The organism is Aquipluma nitroreducens (genome assembly GCF_009689585.1).
Classification (GTDB): domain Bacteria; phylum Bacteroidota; class Bacteroidia; order Bacteroidales; family Prolixibacteraceae; genus Aquipluma; species Aquipluma nitroreducens.
This window is the reverse complement of sequence record NZ_AP018694.1, coordinates 693,706-710,742: the sequence shown is the minus strand read 5'-3', so window position 1 is coordinate 710,742 and position 17,037 is coordinate 693,706. Positions and strand designations below refer to the sequence as shown.

Here is a 17,037-nt window from a genome sequence, read left to right as displayed (position 1 = left end):
CGGTATCATGAAAAATAAAATATTAATACTACTGCTAATGTCAGGATTATTCACCGCGGTGTCCTGTACTGATTTAGATTTAAATCCACTGTCACAAGGTTCAAGTGCAAACTGGTATTCAAACGATAGCGAAATTACCATGGCCCTAAACGATTTATATCGGTTGGATTTTTGGCCGGATGATAAGATTCCCTATAACGATTTGGATTTATGGTCAGACGATATTATGAGCCGTGCTTTGACAAATTCGTTTACCAATGGTACCCTCACGGGTCAGGATGGAAATGTAAACACATGGTGGGCTAATAGTTATAAATGTATTGCACGTGCCAATACCATTTTAATCAATCTTGAAAAGTCGAAGGATAAGTTGCCACAAGCTACTCTTGACAAATATGCCGGTGACGCCAGGTTTGTCAGGGCTTCGATGTATGCCCGTTTAATCACTTATTATGGTGATGTGATTTATTCGACAAACATTTTAGGTTTGGGTGAAGCGTTTACAAAGTCAAAAACAGATAAGAAAACCATTCTGAAAGCGGTATATGATGATTATGATTACGCCGCTTCAGTTTTACCAACATCTTATGGAAGTGCGACCAATATGCATGCCACCAAGGGCGCTGCCCTGGCCATGAAAGCCCGTGTCGCCCTGTTCTTTGGCGATTGGGCCATTGCCCGCGACGCTGCAAAAGCCTGTATGGATTTGAATGTTTATGAATTATATGCCGATTATTCAACGCTTTTCCTTTCGAAAACAAAGAACCCTAAAGAATTGGTTTTCGGTATTCCAAGATCCACATTACTAAATGTGACCATTGGAGATACCAAAAACTATCTCACCCGGTTGGCTGGGGGATGGGGGGCAGTTATTGCACCTACATGGGAGTTGTTCTGTGCTTACCTCTGCACCGATGGTCTGCCTATTGATGAATCACCACTTTTCGACCCAAAGAATCCATTCAAAAACCGCGACCCTCGATGTAATGCAACCATTGTTGAATTCGGAACTCCCTGGTTAGGATTTATTTATCAGCCACATCCAGACTCATTGAAAACAACAAATTTAAAAACCGGTCAACGGGTAACAAATAATGACACCAGAGGAAATGCACAGTATGCTTCGTTTAATGGTTTGTGCTTCAAAAAAGGGATCGACGAGGATTGGATTGATGACTTTAAAGCTGAAAACGAAATGTTTATCATGCGGTATGCTGATGTTTTATTGATATATGCTGAAGCCAAAATTGAATTAAATGAAATCGATCAGGCTATGCTTGATGCATCCATTAACAAAGTAAGGGCTCGTGCCTATAAAGTTGCGGTTACCGATAAAACCAAATATCCGGCTGTAACTGTCAGCACTCAGGCCAACGCCCGGAAACTGGTTCGTATCGAACGGAGAATGGAGTTTGCCGATGAGGCCCGCAGGTATGAAGATATTATTCGTTGGAAATTAGCTGAAAAAGTGCTGAACAAGAAAATTTACGGAATGCTTGATCCTGCTGATTTACGAACCAAAGTTATAAAACCGGGATTGTGGTTTTTTCCACAAACTCCTGACATTGACGATGACGGTGTCGCTAATTTAGATCAAATGTATGATGCAGGTTTAATTAAGCTTATTGCCGTGCGCAACTTCCCAACCCGACAATACCTTTGGCCAATACCAACCAAGGAAATCCTGATTAACTCGAATCTGAAACAGAACGACGGGTACTAAGTTTTTACTGATAATTGAGCGGCTGACTTCAAGGTCACCCGCTCAATATCAACGATAAACCAGCAAAACACAATAACAGAAGTTTACAGGAAGGGTGGCAATAATTCACCCTTTTTTAATATCCGATAAACTAATATAACTATGAAAAATCCAAATCGAATAAGTAAACGCAATATAGTTGTTGTTCTTACAGCACTATTTTTTGCAGCTTGTACTGTTCAGGAAAAACAGCAGCAAAAAGTAAAATCGTTCAGCGGAATTTATCCGTCGCTTGCCTACTACAACAGCGAAGGCGAGTGTGGAACCGGTGCTGTTGTTCCCTGGGCCGGGCAACTTTGGGTGATCACTTACGGTCCTCATTTACCCTTTGGCTCTTCCGATAAATTGTATTCGTTTACTCCTGAATTGGTAAAAACCATTCATCCTGAAAGCATTGGCGGGACACCGGCCAACCGGATGATACACAAGGAAAGCAATCAGCTCTTTATTGGGCCTTATGCGATTGACGCTTCAGGAAAAGTGAAAACTATTCCGTACAAATCAATGCCGGGTCGAATGACCGGGAATGCACGCCATTTAACTGATCCGGTGGGAAAAATATATTTTGGGACAATGGAAGAAGGATTTTACGAAGTCGATGTAAAAACACTTCAGCCTAAAATGCTGTTCGAAGACATCAATGTAACAAAACAAAAAACCAAAGACACTGAAGGTAATTTTAAAGGGACTTTACTTCCCGGAGCACATGGGAAAGGTTTGTATTCCGGACAAGGAGTGATGGTTTACAGTAATAATGGGGAGCCTTCGGATGAAGCATTGAAACATTTCGATATTCCTTCGGGAGTTTTGGCCGAATGGAACGGTAAAGATTGGAAAGTGGTGCGCCGTAGCCAGTTTGTTGAGGTAACAGGTCCTGGTGGAATTAACGGGAATCCGAATCCGGCAACCGACCCAATCTGGGCCACTGGCTGGGATTTTAAATCAGTATTGGTTGGCGTCCGCAACCCGAAAAACGGCTGGAATTTTTACCGATTGCCGAAAGCCAGTCACAGCTACGATGGCGCTCATGGCTGGAACACCGAATGGCCGCGGATCCGCGACATTGGTACTGCCGAAAAACCTGATTATTTGATGACCATGCATGGCATGTTTTGGCGTTTCCCCGGAACGTTTACTGCTGTCAATTCCGTCGGAATCCGTCCGCGCTCGGCTTACCTGAAAGTAATTGGCGACTTCACCCGCTGGAACAATCAGCTGGTGTTTGGTTGCGACGACTCGGCACAAAAAGAATTCCTGAACAAACGAAAAGTAAAAGGCAACATCGAAGGTCCCGGTCAATCGAATTCGAACCTGTGGTTTACTTCTCCGGAAAAACCAGACCAGCTGGGCCCGAATACGGCCGAAGGCGCTGTCTGGATTTCAGAAAACGTGAAAGCCGGAGAAGCTTCTGAACCTTTCCTGTTTGCAGGATGGGATTACCGTTTGGCATGGATTAAAAATGAAGGGACTCAACTAGTGTCGTTTACCCTTGAAATTGACACCAAAGGGAACAATACCTGGAAAACTTTGAAAACAGTGACTGCCAAAGCAGGAGAAGCAGTCAACCTGATTTTTACAGCACAGGAAACCGGCGAATGGGTGCGGGTAAAAACCGATAAAGCCACCAAAGCCACCGTCCATTTTTTCTATACACAAAAAGATAAACGCAATGCCAAAGCCGATCAGATATTTGCCGGACTGGCGCCAGTTTCAGCTTCGGAAACCAATGCCGGATTACTTTGGGGATTGGGTAATAATCGCCGGAAACTGGGAATTCTGGCCGGAACAATTAACGATCAGAAATGGACTGAAAATGGTTATTATGAACTCGATTCGTTGATGAACCTGGTGAAAAAAGATGATGCAAAGACAGCCTCTTTTATCCGCGAAAAATTTGCCATTCCGCAGCAAGTGGTCACTTTCGGCGAATCTTCGGTACTGATTGTTGACGAACAGGGCCGTCGCTGGAGGCTTCCAAAGGGAAATGCAAAGTATGCCGATCTGACCGGAAAAGCATTGCTGCGTATTTGTCGTGAGGTGGCTACCGAACGCGATTTACTCAACTGCGCCGGAACTTTTTACGAACTTCCGGCCGAAAATGCCGATGGTTTTGCTAAGATTCGCCCGATAGCTTCACACAATTTCAGGATACACGATTATGTTTCGTATCGCGGAATGCTTGTTATGACCGGAATTGACGCCAAAGCGGCAAAAGGCAATTCGCATGTGGTGACTTCGTCCGACGGAAAAGCTGCGGTTTGGGCAGGAGCCATTGACGATTTGTGGCAAATGGGTAAACCGGTGGGCGAAGGCGGTTCGTGGAAAAACTCGGCAGTGAAAGCTGGAGTTGCTTCAGATCCTTACCTGATTGGATTTTACGACAATCGCAGTTTGAAACTTTCGCACGATTCAAAAGAAACGGTTACTTTCACCATCGAAGTTGAACCGATTGGTCATGGCCCGTGGATGACTTATCAAACGGTATCGGTGAAATCTGGAGAAACTTTCGAATACAGTTTCCCTGAAAGTTTCCAGTCGCGCTGGATTCGCTTTACTGCTGACAAGGACTGCTCGGCAACTGCCTGGTTGAAATACGAATAAAGCATACATTTGAAAATATAAACCAATTGATATGAATAAATTATTTCTCATCATTCTGACTACTATCTTTTATTTTACGGGTCAGGCTCAAAACAATGCATTGCTAATTGAAGCTGAAAGCTTTGCCAGCAAAGGTGGTTGGGTGGTCGATCCACAATTTGTTGAACAAATGGGATCGCCTTACCTATTGGCGCACGGAATGGGAAAGCCGGTAAAAGATGCCGAAACGAATATTTCAATTAAGAAAGCCGGAAAGTATCATGTTTGGGCTCGTACAAAAAACTGGGCTCCCGGAAACTGGGAAGCTCCCGGCCGCTTTTATGTTGCTATTGACGGGAAAAAACTGGAACGGGAGTTAGGGAAAAACCCAGGCTGGAACTGGGAATATGCAGGGAATATGGATCTTTCGAAAGGGGAGAAAAAGCTTTCGCTTAAAGATTTGACCGGTTTCGAAGGTCGTTGCGATGCTATTTATCTGACCCAATCGGAAAATGAAAAGTTGCCAACCGAAAAAGAAGTGCTGAAAAAGTGGCGATTAGCACAATCCGGAGTAACTATTGCTCCTCAACAGGTGGCTAATTATGATTTGGTGGTGGTTGGCGGAGGAATTGCCGGTTGTGCTGCTTCCATTGCAGCTGCAGAGCAAGGCCTGAAAGTTGCGCTTGTGCACGATCGGCCTGTTTTAGGTGGAAATGCCAGTGGTGAAATACGGGTTCATACACTCGGTATTTACGGGAAGTTTGAGCGCATCCTGAAAATGCTGGATACCGAACATTATCCCAATGGGTCAGCAGATGCTTTAAAAGAGGACCAAAAGCGTATGACAAATGTGGAAAAATACAAGAATATCGATCTGTTTCTCAACTTCAGGGCTTACGGCGCCAATGCTACAGATGGAAAAATTACTTCGGTCGATGCACGGCAAACCTCAACCGGGGAGTCTGTTCGTTTTGAAGCGCCATTGTTTATAGACTGTACCGGCGACGGCTGGATTGGCTACTGGGCTGGCGCCGAATATAATTATGGAAGGGAAGCTTCGTCGAAATACAACGAAAGCTGGGATGAGCACGGATTATTGTGGAGTCCGGAAGCCTCAGACAACTTTGTAATGGGTTCTTCTGTTTTATGGGGATCAGAAAATGCTGGGAAACGGGTCGAATTTCCGGAGGTTCCTTGGGCGATGGATGTGGCTAAAAAATATGCCGAGAAAAACGGCGAGTGGCAATGGGAATTTTCGCAAAATGACCTGAGCCAGATTGAAGATGCGGAAACCATTCGTGATCATATGTTCCGCGCCATTTACGGATCGTTTTACAATTACAAACATCCGACCATGGAAACCAAAACTTCTGATCAAGCCAAAGTTGGTAAGATTGACTTGAGTCAACAGCAGCAAAAAGTTGACAGTCTGCAATTAAAATGGGTGTCATATCTGTTGGGGAAGCGAGAATCGCGTCGATTGGTGGGCGATTATATATATACCTTTAACGACGAGCGTAACAGTACTCAGTTTGAAGATGCAGTTGTTTTCGAAAAACGTGAGGTTGATGTGCATTATCAGATTAATTTACTCGACTCCGATAAACCCAATTTTTTATCGGAAGCCATGTTTTATAAAACCAACCAATACAACATTCCGTACCGTTGTTTTTATTCGAAAAATATAAATAACCTGTTTATGGCCGGACGCGATTTTAGCTGTTCGCATGTTGGTTTGGGTGGGCCGCGTGTGATGCGCACCACCGGACAAATGGGCGCTGCAGTTGGTTTTGCGGCATCACTTTGCAAAAAATACAACGCCAGTCCACGCGATATTTACCAATCGCATTTAAACGAGTACCTCGATTTAATTGAATCTCAGAAATAAGCAGATGCGCGCACCTCACTTGGTTTTTATAGGCTTGATTTTAATTACAGGATTGGTTCACCCTGAAGTATTTTCGCAGGATCAGGTCAATACCTGCAGCAAAGCATTTGTATATAAATCTGATGAATTTGCCGTGGCCGATGTGATTAGAATATGCAGTGATGCCGAAAAAATACCAATTGGGTACGAATCGCGAATAAACACGCCGGTTTGTGAGGATAAACTTTGTGCCAATGTTATTTTGATGTTTTACTGGGATCTGGCCGGAAATTATGTCCGGTTTGATACATTACCCGGGAAACCGCTGACTAAGTTTGATCATAAACGGTTTTCTGAAGCCGATTATAAAAAACTTGACCAGCTTTTAAAAGATAAAAACAGCATGTTGCGGGTTCTTGATAAAGAAGATTTGGTAGATAAAACGGTTAAGATTAAATCGACGACAGTGGATGCAGTGACCGGGGCAACTCCTAAAACAATTAAAAATGCGGTGGTTGAAGGCGCTGTATATTCTTCCTTTACATTGTGGCATTTTATTAATGGAGCCGTTAAAGACAGCATGGCAGCTTATACCCGAAGCATTTATTCGGACCGGATTGCCATGCGATTGCTGAAATCGGAGAATTATGAGAGTCAGTTATTTGCGTTGAAGCAGTGGTCGGAAACAGATTATGAACTTCATGCCGATTTACTTTTTCAGGTCATCAAACAAAGTGCGCCATTGGTAAGGGCATATCTAATTACCAAAGCACCATTGCCTTTTAAGTCAATGGGTAAAAACAAGGCGTTAGTAGCGATTTTTCCTGATTTGGACGCATACAGTAAAAGTATTCTTCTAAACCGGATTTTGGCTGATAAAAAATTGCTCAACGTTTTTGCCCCACTGATGTTGAGTGATTCTCGCGCTCTGAATGTAGATCAGACAAATAAATTAAAGGAAGCCTTTTTGAATTGATTTGCAAAATTTACATGAAAAAATAAATATATGTTTTATTCCGGAAGTTAAAAGATGCTATCTTGACAAATGTAAATCAACAAAACCTAACAATGAAAAATCTGTTCCAATCTGGTCGTATTCTCTTACTATTTTTAGTTGTTTTATGCTCATTATTCTCCTGTAGTTCAATCCATAAAAACACTTATTCTGCCGACCTCATTATTTATGGAGGCACTTCGGCGGCAGTAACAGCAGCCGTAGAAGCCGTTCAGTCTGGCAAAACAGTTTTGGTTGTTTCTCTGGATACTCATTTAGGAGGACTTTCTTCAGGCGGATTGGGTTTTACCGATACCGGTGACAAATCGACCATTGGTGGACTTTCGCGCGAATTTTATCACCGGGTTTGGTTGCATTACAACGATTCAGCAGCATGGAAATGGCAGAAACATTCCGAATTTGGTAACAAAGGTCAGGGAACAGTTGCAATGGACGGCGAAAACCGGACCATGTGGATTTTCGAACCTCACGTGGCAGAACAGGTTTTCGAAGACTTTATTGCTGAAAATAAAATCACTGTTTTGCGCAACGAATGGCTCGATAGAACCAACGGATTGATAAAAGAGAATGGCAAAATTGTATCATTCAAGACGCTTTCAGGAAAAACCTTTTCAGGCAAAATGTTTATCGATGCCACTTACGAAGGCGATTTGATGGCTGCTGCCGGCGTAACTTATCATGTTGGGCGCGAAGCTTGCTCGGTTTACAACGAAACATGGAATGGCGTCCAGGCTGAAGTATTTCAGCACGGTCATCATTTCAAAGATAAGATTGATCCGTACAAGATTCCGGGGAAACCTGAAAGTGGCTTGCTGTATGGCATTTCGTCCGAACCGATTGCACCAAACTGCTCGGGCGACAACAAAATTCAGGCCTACTGTTTTCGCTTGTGTATGAGTAGTAATCCCGATAATTTAGTGCCTTTCCCGAAACCTGAAAATTACGATCCGGCTAACTACGAATTGCTTGGTCGCGTGTTTGATGCCGGTTGGAGAGAGTGGTTTAATAAATTCGACCTGATTCCAAACCGAAAAACAGATACCAACAATCATGGTCCGTTTAGCAGCGATTTTATTGGCATGAATTACGATTATCCTGAAGCTTCGTACGAACGACGCAAGGAAATTATTCAGGAGCATGCAGATTACCAGAAAGGTTTGCTTTATTATGTGGCAAACGATCCGCGTGTTCCAAAGGAAATTCACGATGAAATGCAAAAGTGGGGATTGGCAAAAGATGAATTTCAGGAGAATGGAAACTGGTCGCGACAGTTGTACATTCGCGAAGCACGGCGAATGATTGGCGTTTATGTGACTACTGAAAACGATGTTTTGGCTAAACGCGAAGTCCCGCAACCGGTTGGAATGGGGTCGTATGCGATGGATTCGCACAATGCACAGCGTTACGTGACTTCCGAAGGATTTGTACAGGATGAAGGCGATATTGGTGTTTCGCCCGAAGCTCCATACTCAATTTCTTATGGCTCCATAATCCCGAAGAAGGAAGAATGTACCAATTTGCTTGTTCCGGTTTGTGTTTCGTCGAGTCACATTGCCTATGGGTCGATTCGCATGGAGCCGGTCTTCATGATTTTAGGCCAGTCTGCCGCAGCGGCAGCTTGCAATGCAATTGATGGCGGAATTGGAGTTCAGGACGTTGATTACAATGTGCTTAAGGAAACGCTGAAGAAAAAGAATCAGGTGCTTAAACTGCAGTAAAAATCTGTATTTTAGCGAATGAAGATAATTACTTAAACTGGCTAACATGATTACCTTTTTTGTTTCGATTGTGGCTTTGGTATTGGGTTATGTTTTCTACGGAAAGTTGATGGAGAAGATATTTGGTGCCGACGAAAACAGGGAAACACCAGCCATGAGTATGAACGATGGAGTGGATTACATGCCATTGCCCAAGTGGAAAACTTTTCTGATTCAATTTCTGAACATTGCAGGACTCGGACCTATTTTTGGAGCTGTAGCCGGAGCCATGTGGGGGCCGGTAGCTTTTCTCTGGATTGTTCTGGGGTCGATCTTTGCCGGAGCGGTTCACGATTATTTCTCCGGAATGCTATCGGTGAAACACAAAGGTTTGAGTATTCCCGAAATTGTTGGAATTTATCTGGGCGTTGGCACCAAGCAGTTTATGCGCGGTTTTACGGTCGTTTTAATGGTGATTGTGGGTGCAGTCTTCATTATGGGTCCAGCTAAAATTTTGGAGAGTTTAACTCCTGAAACACTAACGATGAATTTCTGGGTTTGGGTAGTCTTCATTTATTACGTCTTGGCTACTATGTTGCCTATCGATAAAATCATTGGTAAAATTTATCCTGTTTTTGGTTTTGCTCTCTTGTTTATGGCTGTTGGATTAACGGTTGCCCTTTTTGTCGAGGGTTATCGTATACCTGAATTGACTTTAAGCAATCTGACAAACTTTCACAATCAGCCTGAAAAATTCCCCATCTTCCCAATGATGTTTATTACCATCGCATGTGGCGCCATCTCAGGGTTTCATTCCACTCAGGCGCCTTTGATGGCGCGATGCATTACCAACGAAAAGCAGGGTCGGGGAGTGTTTTATGGGGCAATGATTACTGAAGGAATTGTAGCTTTGATTTGGGCTGCCATAGGCATGGCTTTTTACAATGGAGTAGGTCCGCTCAACGATGTGATGGTTGCCAATAAAGGAAACGCCGCTTTTGTAGTGAACGAAATTTCGAACTCGCTGCTCGGTAAAGTGGGTGGAGCACTTGCCTTATTGGGAGTGGTTGCTGCGCCAATTACATCGGGCGATACCGCTTTCCGAAGTGCCCGTTTAATCGTAGCCGATTTCCTGAGTTATAAACAAGGACCAATCAAAAATAGACTACTAATTAGCGTTCCGTTGTTTGCTGTTGGTTATGGTTTAACTCTGGTCGATTTTGCTGTAATCTGGCGTTATTTCGCTTGGTCGAACCAAACATTGGCAATGGTTGTACTTTGGGCCATAACAGTTTACCTGGCTCAGGAAAAGAAATTCTACTGGATCACGCTTATCCCCGCCCTGTTTATGACTGTTGTTATTACCAGCTACTTGTTATTTGCTCCTGAGGGTTTTGGTTTGTCGTATATGGTTTCTTTATCAGCTGGCCTTGTTGTTGCATTAGGTATGGCGGTCTGGTTTTTCTTTTACATGGATAGACGGAATAATTTAATTGCATCAGAGATAGTTACATCGTAGATAATAAGCATTTTAGCCATGGCTGGATTTTTTGAGAATTTATTTCTATAATTCTATCTTTATGAAACTTTAAAACCTTAAACCTAAATTTATGAAGAAATCACTTTTACTTGTTTTGTTGCTGTTTGTTGTTTTTGGACTGAATGCCAAGTCCAAAGAATATGACTTGAAACATTGGCCTAACGGGAAATCGCCTATAGAAATTGGCACCCGAATAGCCGAAAAGTTTCTGAAAACTGCTCATTCCAAATACGGAAATACGCATCCGGCGACACCTCCAACGCAAATTACTTATCCTGATGTTTGCACATGGCTTGGAGGGATGTGGTTTGCCGAAGTAACCCAAAATGATGCTCTTTTTAATCGTTTCGAAGGTCGTTTTACTCCGTTATTTGATGGAGAAGCAAATCTTCTACCCAAACCAAATCATGTAGATAACAACGTGTTTGGATCCGTTCCGCTTGAATTGTATCTAAAAACCAAACAACAGAAGTACCTTGATCTGGGTCTGAAATATGCCGATACACAATGGACATTGCCTGAAGATGCGAAGTCAGAACAAAAAGACTTTGCTTCGCAAGGATATTCATGGCAAACACGAATCTGGATTGATGATATGTTCATGATTACCGCCGTTCAGGCACAGGCTTACCGGGCAACCGGCGACCTCAAATACATCGATCGGGCAGCCAAGGAAATGGTACTTTACCTCGATAAAATACAATTGGCAAACGGTTTGTTTTACCATTCGCCGGATGCACATTTCAGCTGGGGACGAGGAAATGGTTGGATGGCTGTTGGTATGGCTGAAATCCTTCGAATATTACCCAATGACAATCCAAACCGAAATCGCATCATGGAAGGCTATCATAAAATGATGGCTGCCTTATTGAAATATCAGGAAACAGATGGAATGTGGCGACAAATTATTGACGACCCGGAAGCCTGGAAAGAAACTTCAGGAACGGCCATGTTTACCTACGCCATGATTACTGGTGTGAAAAATGGCTGGCTCGACCAGAAAACGTATGGAACAGCAGCTCGAAATGGCTGGTTGGCATTAACCAATTACATTAATGCCAACGATGAACTTACTGAAGTGTGTGAGGGAACCAACATTCAAAACGATAGAAATCATTACATGCAACGAAAGCGCATTGTTGGCGACCTTCATGGACAAGCTCCTCTTTTGTGGTGTGCTACTGCACTTTTAAGGTAATCCGAATCCAGATAATTTATCGGAAAAGTAAAAACCTCTCAAGTCGATGTATTTGAGAGGTTTTTGTTTTGATTTTTATTTGGTCGGGGTAGCCGGATTTGAACCGACGACCTCGTCGTCCCGAACGACGCGCGCTACCAAGCTGCGCTACACCCCGAGTAAAAGATTGTACCTAATGATTCAGTAGTGAACTTAAAATTGCATTTCAAATCTATAATTTTATGAGCAAAAACAGATCGGTTACACGGCAAAAATTAGGTTGGTAAAGCATTTTTTTTTTGCAAAGGAGTTAAGCACAGTATTCAGTATAAAAGGAGAAACCGTTTCAAGCAAATACTTGAAACGGCTCTCCTAATCTACACAATCAATCCACACTAAAATCCAATCACCACTAAATTGCGTTTTAAAATGTATTTCAAAATAACCTGAATTTACGAATTGTCAAAATATAATAGCCTGATTAATAAAATATTTACCTTCAAAATCCAAATGATTTATTGATTGAATTGTAACTGTATAAACGAAAATAAGCAGAAAAGGTTATGAATTTTACTGACTCGTTTCCAGTTGCGATCATAAATATTTCGAGTGTGTTTTTCAATGATTTAGCCGCTTTCTTGATGAAGGAAGCGAATGCACGCAAAAAAAAATCCGACACTAAACAGGGTCGGATTCTATTCTCTTCAATTTTTTTTTCAATCCTCTTTAAGGCTTAACCGGGTACCCCGAGCCATCGAAATCAGATTAGGATTGGTAATTAAAACCTGACTGACTCCATTTCGCATGGCATTAAATCCGTTGTCAAGTTTCGGGATCATTCCTTCTTTAATCACCCCTTCTTCCTGAAGCAGTTTAAAACGATCAAAACTCAATTCTGAGATCACCGAGTTTTCGTCTTCGGCATTAAGCAATACTCCTTTCTTCTCGAAGCAATAAAAAAGATTTACTGTGAAGTAATTAGATAATTCGATGGCGAGATCGGCAGCTATGGTATCAGCATTTGTATTTAGTAATTGCCCGTGACAGTCGTGCGTGATGGGTGCCATAACCGGCACAACCTCTTCGTTCAGGAGTAACCTTAATTCAGATGTATTGACACCTAAAATATCACCAACAAAACCATAATCAATGTCTTTAACCGGACGTTTTTTTGCCCGGATAACATTCAGATCGGCGCCGGTAAGTCCGATCGAATTACATCCTCTGGCCTGCAAACCTGCAACTATATTTTTATTCACCAATCCGGCGTAAACCATTGTTACAACCTCAAGAGTAGCTTCATCAGTGATACGGCGACCTTCAACCATTTGGGTTTCAATTCCCAGTTTTTCAGCAAGTGTGGTAGCCAGTCTTCCGCCACCGTGTACCAAAATCCGCTTTCCCCTGATTTGAGCAAACTGATTCAGCAACAAATCCAGTGATTCTTTTTCTTCTACTACTTTCCCACCAACTTTTACAATGGTTAATCTTTCCATAAATAAGTGCCTAAAGTTTTAAGTGCCTAATGTGCCTAGAGTTAGAGCGGCCTTAAGTACTTTAGGCACTCCGAACTTTAGGCACTCCGAACTATTTTATTTCATCTAAAATCATCTTCAGCACAGCCTGTGCCGAGAATAAACGGTTTTCAGCTTCCTGAATGACAATTGAATTTGGACCGTCAATTACCTCGTCGGTAACAATCATGTTGCGGCGAACCGGTAAACAATGCATAAATTTGGCATTATTGGTCACGGCCATTTGGCGTTCTGAAACGGTCCAGGAACGGTCTTTCGACAGAATCTGTCCGTATTCACCATATGCAGCCCAGTTTTTGGCATAGATAAAATCGGCATCTTGAAATGCTTTCATTTGGTCGTATTCAGGTTTCAGGTCGCCCATAAATTCAGGTGCAAGCTCGTAGCCTTCCGGATGTGTAACCACCAATTCGTAATCAGTCTGGCGAATCCACTCCACAAATGAGTTCGGAACTGCCTGAGGCAAAGCCCGTGGATGCGGAGCCCAGCTTAAAACCACTTTTGGGCGCTCTTTTGTTTTGAATTCTTCGATGGTTAAATGGTCGGCAAACGATTGAAGCGGATGGCGCGTTGCAGCTTCCATGCTTACAACCGGAACTCCTGAATAATCAACAAATTGCTGAATTATTTTTTCTTCGTAATCATCTTCTTTATTTTCGAATTTGGCGAACGAGCGTACACCGATAATATCGCAATAGCGGCCAATAACGGGAACAGCTTCACGGATATGTTCGGGTTTATCTCCATCCATAATCACGCCCAGTTCAGTTTCCAGTTTCCAACCTCCTTCGTTAATGTCGAAAACAATCACGTTCATTCCCAGGTTTAATCCGGCTTTTTGTGTGCTTAAACGCGTGCGAAGACTTGAGTTGAAAAAAACGAGCAAAAGCGTTTTGTTTTTACCCAGATCCTGATATTTGTATGGTGATTTTTTAAGTTCAAATGCAAGCTTTAAAGCTTCATCCAGATTTTCGAGATCGTGGACTGATGTAAAATGTCTCATTATGTGTTGATTTATTGGCTTAATTTATTGTGCTTTAGTGCTTTATTCTGATATGTGTTATTGGATAAAGATACTGCAATTTTCAATTCTGAAAAGGATTTTTTATTCATTTTAGAGGATGAACCTAGTTTCGTCCGAAAGAAGGCTATTGCTTTTTACAACTTAGCCTCATGGACGATTTTTCTTCTTTATTTTTTTTCTATAAATATTTCACTCCTCTGGAGTTATTATTAGCAGACAAGCAATCGTCTTTTCTATTGACTAATGACTTTTTTCTGATCTTATTTCGGCCTGATCTGACCGTCCCCATCGACGATCCATTTGTAGCTGGTCAGCTCTTCAAGCGCCATTGGTCCGCGTGCATGGAGTTTTTGAGTTGAAATGCCTATCTCGGCACCCAATCCAAACTGGGCGCCATCAGTAAAAGCTGTTGAAACATTGCAATAGACGGCTGCGGCATCGACCGATTTCCGGAATATCTCCAATGTTTCCTGATCTTCAGAAACAATAGCTTCAGAATGTTTGGAGCTAAATGTTGCAATGTGATCCAATGCTTCGTCCAGATCAGCAACTGTTTTTACCGCCATTTTGTAATCCAGAAATTCTGTTCCAAACGACTCTTCTGTAGCATGTTCCAATAGTTCAGAAGGGTATTTGCCATCTAAAGCAGTAAACGCTTTCTCATCAGCATAAATAATTACATTGCTTTGTGGAAGAAGCTCAGTTAGCAATGGTAAATCATTCAACCGGTTTTCATGAACGACTAGGCAATCGAGTGAATTGCAAACGCCCGGACGGCGTGTTTTTGCATTGTAAACAATCTCTTTGCCCTTAGCAATATCGCCCGATTCATCAAAATAAGTATGGCAAATCCCTGCGCCAGTTTCAATTACCGGAATCGATGAATTTTCGCGTACAAAATTGATCAGGCTTTGCGAACCACGCGGAATAATCAGGTCGACTAATCCGTGAGCATGTAAAAGTTCGGCTGTTGATTCGCGGTCGATTGGAAGTAATGCGAGACTGTTTTCATCCAAATCGTGTTTCCGGAGTACTTCGTGAATGACTTTTACAATGGCCACATTCGAATCATTGGCATCGCTTCCTCCCTTTAGAACGCAAGCATTTCCTGATTTCAGGCATAACGAAAATACATCGAAAGTTACATTCGGACGAGCTTCGAAAATGATGCCGATTACACCAAATGGCACACTTGTTTTTGTGATTTGAAGTCCGTTTGGACGAGTTGTTTTGCTTAAAATACGGCCAAGAGGTGAGGGGAGTGTGGCTACATTGTTGATGTCTGATGCAATTCCTTTGATTCGGTCGGCAGTTAACATCAATCGGTCATACTTCGGATCGGTTGGATCCATTCTGTTCAGATCTTTTGCATTTTCTTGCAGAATGAGTGCCGTGTTTTGAATTGCAGCTTCAGCCACATCCAGTAAAACCTTATTTATTTTCTCTTCTGAAACTAAGTTCAGTTTTCGACTGGCTTTTACAACCAGAGTGAGTTGTTCTTTTACGTTCATCGTTAGTTTTCTATTACAGACTCACCTCGTCACATCTTCGATACTCTGAAGTCCAATCGTTTGGTGTGGAGTGAGTTTTCGTTTCATTAAAATCGTTCCCAGAGGTAAAAATCCCCCTTCCTGGAGGGGAGGAAGAGGGAATATAACTCAGGAATCGTTTGCCATTAAGGCATTAATTAAGGGGTCTATGAAAAGGGTATCAGTACACAAATCCTGAGTCGATATTTTTATTATTCCATAATGTACAAATAGTCATAATGGACCACTGCTTTTTTGTTTTTATTGCCTTTGAATTTTTCAGCTTTCTCCGAATTGTACTCTGATTTGCCAATTCCGATCAGCTTTCCATCTTCATCTTTAATTTTCACCAAATCACCTTTTTCAAATGTGCCTTCAATTGAAACAACTCCAACAGGTAACAGACTGGTGGCCTGGCTCGAAAGAAGCGCGTTGCTTGCTCCTTGATTCACAACTAATTCACCTTTGGCAAAACTCTCTGAATATGAAATCCATTTTTTTACATTCGATGATTTCTTTATTTCAGACAAGAACGAAGTGTGAACAAAATCCTCCATTGGATTCATAATCTTCAGGAGCGTATTCTCTTTCATTCCGTTGCCAATGTGAACGTTAATGCCACCTTTTGCCACTTTTTTTGCAATGTGATATTTGGTCAACATTCCTCCACGACCGAAACTCGATTTGCTGGTTGAAATGGCCTCGTTCAACGGTTTGCTTTTTGAGGTAACCTCGCGAATTACTTTCGATTCAGGTAATTCGGGCGAACCATCGTAAATTCCGTCAATGTTGCTCAGTATAATCAAAGCTTCAGAATCTTCCATTGAGGCAATTAATCCTGAAAGTTCGTCATTGTCAGTAAACATCAGTTCGGTAACCGAAATGGTATCGTTCTCGTTCACAATCGGAATAACCTTGTTTTCAATCAGGGTCGAAATGCAGTTTTTCATGTTCAAATAATGAACACGATCACTGAAATTTTCTTTGGTGGTTAGAACCTGGGCGCACACAATACCATATTGGTTGAACGCCTCAGCCCACTTATTGATCATTTTTACCTGACCAACGGCCGACCACAATTGCCGCGCCGAAACCGTATCCAGTTTTCGGCCATTGCCAATTTCGCCGCGACCTGCTGCTACTGCTCCGGAAGATACCAGAACAATTTCGACACCTTCCTGATGCAAAAAAGCAATCTGGTCAACCAAATGCGAAATATTGGCATCATTCAATGTTCCATCAGACTTGGTTAGAACGTTACTGCCAACTTTGACAGTTATTTTTTTATAGCGTAAAAGTGTCTTCAAAACA

Annotated in this window: 11 protein-coding genes and 1 tRNA gene; 7 read left to right on the top strand and 5 right to left on the bottom strand. The window is 42.3% G+C overall.

All coding sequences use genetic code 11. The annotated features are described in order from the left end of the window. Positions 1–7: 7 nt before the first annotated feature. The 7 genes from AQPE_RS02915 to AQPE_RS02885 all read left to right on the top strand — a co-directional run bounded on the left by AQPE_RS02915 (position 8) and on the right by AQPE_RS02885 (position 11,659). On the top strand, positions 8–1,723 hold the full coding sequence (locus AQPE_RS02915) for a RagB/SusD family nutrient uptake outer membrane protein (protein WP_318349550.1): 1,716 nt from the start codon (positions 8–10) through the stop codon (positions 1,721–1,723). Positions 1,724–1,864: 141 nt separating this feature from the next. Further along, positions 1,865–4,363 (top strand): hypothetical protein, encoded by a 2,499-nt coding sequence (locus tag AQPE_RS02910; protein ID WP_318349549.1) that lies wholly within the window; start codon positions 1,865–1,867, stop codon positions 4,361–4,363. Between the two features lie 31 nt (positions 4,364–4,394). Further along, on the top strand, positions 4,395–6,230 hold the full coding sequence (locus AQPE_RS02905; protein WP_318349548.1) for an FAD-dependent oxidoreductase: 1,836 nt from the start codon (positions 4,395–4,397) through the stop codon (positions 6,228–6,230). Between the two features lie 4 nt (positions 6,231–6,234). After that, complete coding sequence (locus AQPE_RS02900; RefSeq protein WP_318349547.1) at positions 6,235–7,185, top strand: hypothetical protein; 951 nt, start codon at positions 6,235–6,237, stop codon at positions 7,183–7,185. Positions 7,186–7,277: 92 nt separating this feature from the next. Next, positions 7,278–8,942, top strand: coding sequence for an FAD-dependent oxidoreductase (locus AQPE_RS02895; protein WP_318349546.1), 1,665 nt, complete (start codon positions 7,278–7,280; stop codon positions 8,940–8,942). Positions 8,943–8,988: 46 nt separating this feature from the next. Next, on the top strand, positions 8,989–10,440 hold the full coding sequence (locus tag AQPE_RS02890) for a carbon starvation CstA family protein (RefSeq protein ID WP_318349545.1): 1,452 nt from the start codon (positions 8,989–8,991) through the stop codon (positions 10,438–10,440). Positions 10,441–10,531: 91 nt separating this feature from the next. Beyond that, positions 10,532–11,659 (top strand): glycoside hydrolase family 88/105 protein, encoded by a 1,128-nt coding sequence (locus tag AQPE_RS02885; protein ID WP_318349544.1) that lies wholly within the window; start codon positions 10,532–10,534, stop codon positions 11,657–11,659. A gap of 80 nt (positions 11,660–11,739) precedes the next feature. Here the strand turns inward: AQPE_RS02885 and AQPE_RS02880 are convergent. The 5 genes from AQPE_RS02880 to proB form a co-directional block, all read right to left on the bottom strand. Beyond that, positions 11,740–11,816: transfer RNA gene (locus tag AQPE_RS02880), tRNA-Pro, on the bottom strand. 538 nt (positions 11,817–12,354) lie between these two features. Beyond that, positions 12,355–13,134, bottom strand: coding sequence for an acetylglutamate kinase (gene argB, locus AQPE_RS02875; protein ID WP_318349543.1), 780 nt, complete (start codon positions 13,132–13,134; stop codon positions 12,355–12,357). A gap of 91 nt (positions 13,135–13,225) precedes the next feature. Next, positions 13,226–14,176, bottom strand: coding sequence for an N-acetylornithine carbamoyltransferase (locus AQPE_RS02870; protein ID WP_318349542.1), 951 nt, complete (start codon positions 14,174–14,176; stop codon positions 13,226–13,228). Positions 14,177–14,457: 281 nt separating this feature from the next. Then, on the bottom strand, positions 14,458–15,708 hold the full coding sequence (locus AQPE_RS02865) for a glutamate-5-semialdehyde dehydrogenase (protein WP_318349541.1): 1,251 nt from the start codon (positions 15,706–15,708) through the stop codon (positions 14,458–14,460). Positions 15,709–15,938: 230 nt separating this feature from the next. Continuing rightward, positions 15,939–17,033 carry a glutamate 5-kinase gene (gene proB, locus AQPE_RS02860; RefSeq protein ID WP_318349540.1) on the bottom strand — a complete coding sequence of 365 codons (1,095 nt, stop codon included), beginning with the start codon at positions 17,031–17,033 and terminating at the stop codon, positions 15,939–15,941. Between the last annotated feature and the right edge of the window lie 4 nt (positions 17,034–17,037).

Bases quoted from the DNA above. Each gene is read 5' to 3' on its own strand.
- AQPE_RS02915 (WP_318349550.1), top strand. From the start codon at position 8: ATGAAAAATAAAATATTAATACTACTGCTAATGTCAGGATTATTCACC.
- AQPE_RS02910 (WP_318349549.1), top strand. From the start codon at position 1,865: ATGAAAAATCCAAATCGAATAAGTAAACGCAATATAGTTGTTGTTCTT.
- AQPE_RS02905 (WP_318349548.1), top strand. From the start codon at position 4,395: ATGAATAAATTATTTCTCATCATTCTGACTACTATCTTTTATTTTACG.
- AQPE_RS02900 (WP_318349547.1), top strand. From the start codon at position 6,235: ATGCGCGCACCTCACTTGGTTTTTATAGGCTTGATTTTAATTACAGGA.
- AQPE_RS02895 (WP_318349546.1), top strand. From the start codon at position 7,278: ATGAAAAATCTGTTCCAATCTGGTCGTATTCTCTTACTATTTTTAGTT.
- AQPE_RS02890 (WP_318349545.1), top strand. From the start codon at position 8,989: ATGATTACCTTTTTTGTTTCGATTGTGGCTTTGGTATTGGGTTATGTT.
- AQPE_RS02885 (WP_318349544.1), top strand. From the start codon at position 10,532: ATGAAGAAATCACTTTTACTTGTTTTGTTGCTGTTTGTTGTTTTTGGA.
- argB (WP_318349543.1), bottom strand. From the start codon at position 13,134: ATGGAAAGATTAACCATTGTAAAAGTTGGTGGGAAAGTAGTAGAAGAA.
- AQPE_RS02870 (WP_318349542.1), bottom strand. From the start codon at position 14,176: ATGAGACATTTTACATCAGTCCACGATCTCGAAAATCTGGATGAAGCT.
- AQPE_RS02865 (WP_318349541.1), bottom strand. From the start codon at position 15,708: ATGAACGTAAAAGAACAACTCACTCTGGTTGTAAAAGCCAGTCGAAAA.